Raw genomic sequence first — 6,128 nt, forward strand, 5'->3', positions numbered from 1 at the left:
CGAGACGGGCTCCATTGGACCGGCCTTCTACCCACGTTTGTGTCCGGGCGTCGAGCCAAGACACGGCCCGGGCTCCCACCCCTGCCTACCGACGCACCGCCGCGAGGATGTAGCGGGGCAGCAGCTCCTCCCGGAAGGTCTTCCAGAGGTTGAACTGGCCGTAGTTGCCGCCGGTGAACATCACCGTCAGCTCCAGCTCGGGGATGACCATGACGTACTGCCCGCCGTTGCCGCCTGCTTCATATTCCGCGTAGACGCGCTCGCCCACGCGCAGTTCGTGACGCCACCACGCGTACCCGTAGGTCCGGTCCGGGCTCATCACGGAGTGGCGGGTGATGGAGCGCTCGACCCAGCGCTTGCTGACCACGCGCCTGCCGTTCCACACGCCGCCCGCCAGGTAGAGCTGCCCCAGCTTCAGCGCGTCACGGGGACGCGCGTAGAGGCCGCCACCCAGGTACGCCTCTCCATCCGGCATCAGGTTCATTGCGTAGCGGCGGAACTGGAGGGGCTCGGCCACGGTGCGCGCGAAGTGCTCGGGCAGCCACGTGCCCGTCGCGTTGCGCACCATGCCGCCCACCAGGTTCATCCCCGCCGAGCAGTACACCGCCTGCGGCTCTCCGGGCGCCCGGCCCATGGGCAGGTCGAGCGTGTACGTGTACCAGTCCCCCTCCTGCTCCTGGAGGGCGTTCTCGTTGCCCGGGGACTCATCGTTGTTCTCGTCGCAGTCCAGTCCCGACGTCATCGTCATCAGGTGCTCCAGCGTGAGCTGGGCCTTGCGCGGGTCCGCGGGCGCGGCGCTCTTGTACGAGGGAAACAGCGAGTAGACGGGCGTCTCGGGCGAAAGCTTCGCGCCCTGCTCCATCGCCGTGCCCACCAGCACCGGGGCCAGCGTCTTGGACGCGGAGCGCAGGTCATGCAGGCGCTCCTTGTCGAACCCGTGGAAGTACTCCTCGACGACGAGCTTGCCCTTGCGAGCGATGAGCACGCCCTGGATGAGCGGCCCCGCCGACGGGCCCGGCTCGGTGTCGAGGATGCGCTGCACCAGCGCATGGATGGGCGCGGGGTCCATGCCCACGTCGGAGAGCGACGCCGTCGCCCAGCCATCCTGCTCCGCGACAGGTTGGCGGTAGGCATAGGGCCCGGACGCGGGCGTGCGCGGGTAGAGGCCCACGGCCTGGTCGCGCTCCTTCTTCGTGAAGTTGATGGGGCCCAGGAAGAGGATGGGCACCGTCAGCCGACCGAAGCGCGGGTCGAAGGTGCCCTCGAACGTCGTCGGACCGCGCGGGTCCACCAGCTTCACCGCGTTGCCCTGCATGGAGACGTTGAACGCGAACTGCTTGCCGAAGCCCTTCTCCGGGTCTCTCAGGTACGCGGCGATGGTGCCGTCCGGCCGCGCGTACACGACGAGGTACAGCGTGAAGCGGTCCGCCCACGGCGTCACCTGTCCCCGCCACACGCCCTTCTGGAGCGCGCGCAGCTCCACGGGCGTGGCGTACTGAACGCCGCCCACCACGACGCGCGGCTGCACCCAGTGGCCCCGGATGAACTTGCCGTCGGTGCCCACCACGCCCCGGAACGTCCCCAGCCCTCCCGGCATCGTCACCGTCAGCGCGTTCTTCTCCAGGCGCCCCGGTGCCTCGTACCCAGCGATGCGCGCGCGCCACGTGTCCCCTTCGCGGAACACCGTCAGCTCACCCTGGAGTTCGGGCCCGAAGACGGGCTCTCCGGCCCAGATGCCCAGGAGCTTCGTCGCGGCGTCAGCGGGGGCCTCGACCTTCGCGGGCTCGACGGGAGCCTTCGCGGGCTCCGCGCCCAGGACGTATGAGGGCAACGCGAGCAGCGCCAGCAGGGCGCCCAGCGGGGCACGGGCCGAGGGGGACATGGCGTGATTCCTTGGTGGACGAGCGAGGGGGTTCACCACCCGTCTCCCTACGCGGGAGCCTCCACGCCGATTGCAACCCACTTGCACGAATGTCCCCGGGCGGGACGCGGTCCCCCGGGCTATCCTCTGGGGCCATGAGTCAGGAGGCCAGGACGGCCGGTCGCCCCGCCGGGGGGCTGGCGGGAGGACAGCGTTGCTTGCACCCCGGGCGCGGGCCGCGTAGCGATGGTGCTCCGGCCGCTGCACGGTCCTCGCGCGCATGAAGCTCTCCCTCGCCACCCGCATCTTCCTGGGCTACGCGGTGGTGCTCGTCACCTTCGGCCTGGTGTCCCTCTTCAGCGTCGCGGAGCTGCACCGCAATCGGCTGGAAATCCGGCTGCTGAGCCAGGGCTATCTCCAGCTCTCCCAGGACGCGGCGGAGATGGAGATGAACCACGCCAACCAGCAGCGGCACACCGCGCGCATGCTGGAGGAGGACAGCGCGGAGATACGGCGCGCCATCATCCGCCTGGCCCGCGTCTACGTGCCCACGGCCTTCATCTCCCAGCGGCTGGCCACCACGCGCGAACGGGCCACCCAGCTTCGGGACATGGCCCCGGCGAGCGAGGTGCCCTTCATCGAGGAGTTGGAGGCGCGCCTCCTCGAGCTGGACTCGCGCTACCGCGAATATGGCCGCGCCGCGGAGAGCGTGTTCGACGCGTTCTCCACGCAGGCGCCGGACAAGGCCCAGGTGGACCGCGCCACCGCCGACGTGCTCACCATGGAGGACGCCATCGGCCGTGAGCTGCGGCTGCTCCGGCTGTCCCTGTCCAACCGCATCCGCGAGCGCGTGGACGGCGCGGAGGAGCGCGAGCGCCAGACGGGCCTCGCCATCATCAGCCTCTCCGTCGCGGCCATCCTCCTGGGTCTGGGCGCCACCGCGTGGTCGGCGCGCACGCTGCGCCCGGTGCGCACGCTCATCGAGGGCGTGTCCCGCATCGGCAAGGGGGACTACAGCGCGCAATTGGGCGTGCGCGGCCACGACGAGGTGGCGGTGCTCGCGCGAGCGTTCGACCAGATGGCCCGCTCGCTCCAGGCCCGCGAGGCGCAAATCAAGGCGCAGGCGGAGGCGCTGATGCGCGCCGAGCAGCTCGCCGCCGTGGGCCGCATCTCCGCTCAGATTGTTCACGAGGTGCGCAATCCCCTGTCGTCCATCGGACTCAACGTGGAGCTGCTCGGGGACGCGGTGGAGCGCGCGACGTTCCCCGCGCCCGACGAGGCCAACGAGGTGAAGGATTTGCTCTCCGCCGTCACCCGCGAGGTGGACCGGCTGGCGGACGTCACCGAGCACTACCTGCGCATGGCGCGGCCCCAGCGGCCGGACCTGGACCCGCGCGACGTGACGGCGGTGCTGGACGGCGTGCTGGACTTCTCCCGCGAGGAGCTGATGCGCGCGGGCGTGGAGGTGGTGCGCGAGTTCTCCCCGACGACGCCTCCCGTGCTCGCCGACGAAGGGCAGCTGCGCCAGGTCTTCCTCAACCTCCTGCGCAACAGCCGCGAGGCGATGCCCTACGGAGGGCAGCTCACCATCGCCACCCGCCCCCTGGAGCAGGACGTGGAGGTGACGGTGCGGGATACAGGTCAGGGGATGACGGAGGAGGTGCGCCGTCACCTCTTCGAGCCATTCTTCACCACCAAGGAGGGGGGCACGGGGCTGGGGCTCGCGGTGAGTCAGCAGATCCTCCAGGCCCACGGGGGCTCGCTCTCCTGCCAGAGTATTCCCGGCCAGGGCACGGCCTTCGTGTTAAGGCTTCCACGCGCATGAGCTTCACATCGTATCGGGACGTGCTGCCCTCCGGGCTGCGCGTCGTCACCGTCGAGACGCCCCACCTCCACACCGCCCTGCTCGCCATCTACGTCCGCACGGGCAGCCGCCACGAGACGCTCGCCAACAACGGCGTCAGCCACTACCTGGAGCACCTGTTCTTCCGGGGCAGTGCGGGCTGGCCGGACACGGTGAAGATGAACGCCGCCGTGGAGGAAGTGGGCGGCAACCTCAACGGCGTCACCACCCGGGACCACGGGTACTACTACACGCCGCTGCACCCCGCGCACATGCGCGTGGGCATGGACATCCTCGGGGACATGCTCACCCGTCCGCGTCTCACGGACATGGAAGTGGAGCGGCAGATCATCCTGGAGGAGATGCTGGACGAGGTGGACGAGAAGGGTCGCGACATCGACCTGGACAACCTGTCCAAGCGCCTGCTCTTCCCCGACCACCCGCTGGCCCTGAAAATCGCGGGCACGCGCGAGTCCGTCTCCGCGCTCGCGCACAACCAGGTGCTGGAGCACTTCGCGCAGCACTACGTCACCGGCAACCTGGTCGTCACGGCCGCGGGCCGCGTGCGCCGCGAGGAGGTGCTGGAGTTGACCGAGCGCGCCTTCGCGCACCTGCCGCGAGGACTGGCCAGCACGGAGGCGCCCCCGCCGACGGCCGCGCCCGGTCCCCGCCTGCACTTCGTCTCCCACGACGAGTCGCAGACGGAGTTCCGCCTCAACTTCCGCACCGTGCCCGAGCAGCACGACGACTACGCCGCGCTGCAAATCATCCGGCGCGTGCTGGATGACGGCCTGTCCTCCCGGCTGCCCTTCGAAATCGTGGAGAAGCGCGGACTGGCGTACTCCGTCCACGCGTCGCTGGACGGCTACCACGACTCGGGCCTGTTCGAGATTGAGGCAGCCAGCGCGCCGGAGAAGGCCGCGCAGGTGGTGGCCGAGTCGTTCCGCGTGCTGGGCGCGCTGTGCGACGAGGAGATTGGCGAGGAGGAGCTGGCTCGGGCCAAGCGCCGCCACCGCATGCTGCTGGAGTTCTCCCAGGACTCCCCGGGGGAGCTGGCCGGGTGGTTCGGCGGCACGGAGCTGTTCCGCGCTCCGGAGACCTTCGAGCACCGGGCGGACCTGGTGGACTCACAGTCCGCCGCGCGCGTGCGTGAAGTCGCGCGGCGCTACTTCCACCGGGACAACCTCATCGCCGTCGCGGTGGGTCAGCGCAAGGGGCTCAAGGCCCTGGAGCGCGTGGTGGCGGAGGCGCCGGGACTGCCCGGAGCGCCCGCCGCGCCGTTGCTGGTCAGCGGCGCCCGCCACGGATGATGACGGGGCCGGTGGACTTCTTCTTCGGCTTGGGAGCGACGGCCAGGAGGGCCTTCTTCACCTCCTGGTACTCCACGTTGTCGGGCTCGCGCGTGAGGGCCTCGTCGATGAGCTTCATGCCCCGAGCCATCTGCGTCTGGAGCTGAGCAGAGAGCTTCGCCAGGGCGACCTTCTCCTCCTGGGAGGCCTCGCCCAGCGCCAGCAGGCGCTCCAGGGACGAGTACGCGTCCACCTTGCGCTCCGACTGGAGGAACAGGCGCCACAGCCGGGTGTGCACGGGCGCGAAGCGGGGCTCGGCGCTGAGGGCGAAGCGGTAGCTCTCCTCGGCGCCCTTCAAATCCTTGGCCTCCTCCTGGGCACGGCCGCGCACGTAGAGGGCGCGGGCGAGGCGGGGGCGGAACTGGAGGGCACGGTCCACCAGGGCGAGTGAATCCGCGCGGCGGCCCTGGGCGAGCACCGTCTCAGCCATCCAGGCGAGGGCCTCGGCGTTCTGGGGTTCGGCGTCGACCAGGGGCTTGAGGGCGGCCTCGGCGTCCGTCGCGCGGCCCTGGGCCAGCAGGGCGCGGGCGCGCAGCATGACGACGTCTCCGCGGTTGGCGTCCTTGCCTTCGACGGCCTGGAGGTCGGCTTCGGCCATCTGCGGCACGCCGCTGACGAGGAAGTAGCGGGCCCGCAGGAGGCGCGCGGTGGTGTGCGCGGGGTTCTGCTGGAGCAGCTTGTCCATGAGGTTGGCGGCGAGCAGCTCGTCGCCCTTCATGAGGAGGACTTCCGCCTCCATGGCCTTGGCCTCCGGGTCGTCCGGGCTGTCGCGCAGGACGCTCTCCAGCGTGGCGAAGGAGGCTTCAATCTGACCTTCGCGGGCCTGGAGCCGGGCCAGGCCGAGCACGTCCGACTCCGTGAGCAGGCCGGAGTCGCGCAGGGTGGAGAGGATGGTGAGGGCCTCCTGGGTGTTGCCGTTGCCCAGGTACAGCTCGGAGAGCTGCTTCTGGATGGAAGGGTCCGTGCCGGGGATGAGGGCCTCGGCCTGCTTGAGGGACATGATGGCCGCGCCCATGTTGTTGTTCATGAGGTGGGCATCGGCCATCAGCAGATAGGGCTCCGCGCTGTCGGGGGC

At 70.3% G+C, this 6,128-nt stretch carries 4 protein-coding genes; 2 read left to right on the forward strand and 2 right to left on the reverse strand.

Features of this window, described 5'->3' with window-relative positions:
* Positions 1 to 85: 85 nt before the first annotated feature.
* Positions 86 to 1,882 carry a serine hydrolase gene (locus HR086_RS22960; protein ID WP_174466657.1) on the reverse strand — a complete coding sequence of 599 codons (1,797 nt, stop codon included), beginning with the start codon at positions 1,880 to 1,882 and terminating at the stop codon, positions 86 to 88.
* 259 nt (positions 1,883 to 2,141) lie between these two features.
* On the opposite strand from HR086_RS22960, the gene HR086_RS22965 reads away from it, so the two are divergent.
* Together HR086_RS22965 and HR086_RS22970 are read left to right on the forward strand one after the other, a co-directional pair.
* Entirely contained in the window at positions 2,142 to 3,686 is a 1,545-nt protein-coding gene (locus HR086_RS22965; RefSeq protein WP_141644189.1) for a HAMP domain-containing sensor histidine kinase, read from the forward strand.
* Entirely contained in the window at positions 3,683 to 5,014 is a 1,332-nt protein-coding gene (locus HR086_RS22970) for a pitrilysin family protein (protein ID WP_174461230.1), read from the forward strand. The genes HR086_RS22965 and HR086_RS22970 overlap by 4 nt, the downstream gene beginning before the upstream one ends.
* Here the strand turns inward: HR086_RS22970 and HR086_RS22975 are convergent.
* Positions 4,992 to 6,128 (reverse strand): lipopolysaccharide assembly protein LapB (locus tag HR086_RS22975; protein WP_254626433.1); only part of this gene is annotated, 1,137 nt, incomplete at its 5' end. The genes HR086_RS22970 and HR086_RS22975 overlap by 23 nt on opposite strands.

The sequence above is a fragment of the Myxococcus sp. CA039A genome (assembly GCF_013336645.1).
GTDB classification, from domain to species: Bacteria; Myxococcota; Myxococcia; order Myxococcales; family Myxococcaceae; genus Myxococcus; species Myxococcus llanfairpwllgwyngyllgogerychwyrndrobwllllantysiliogogogochensis.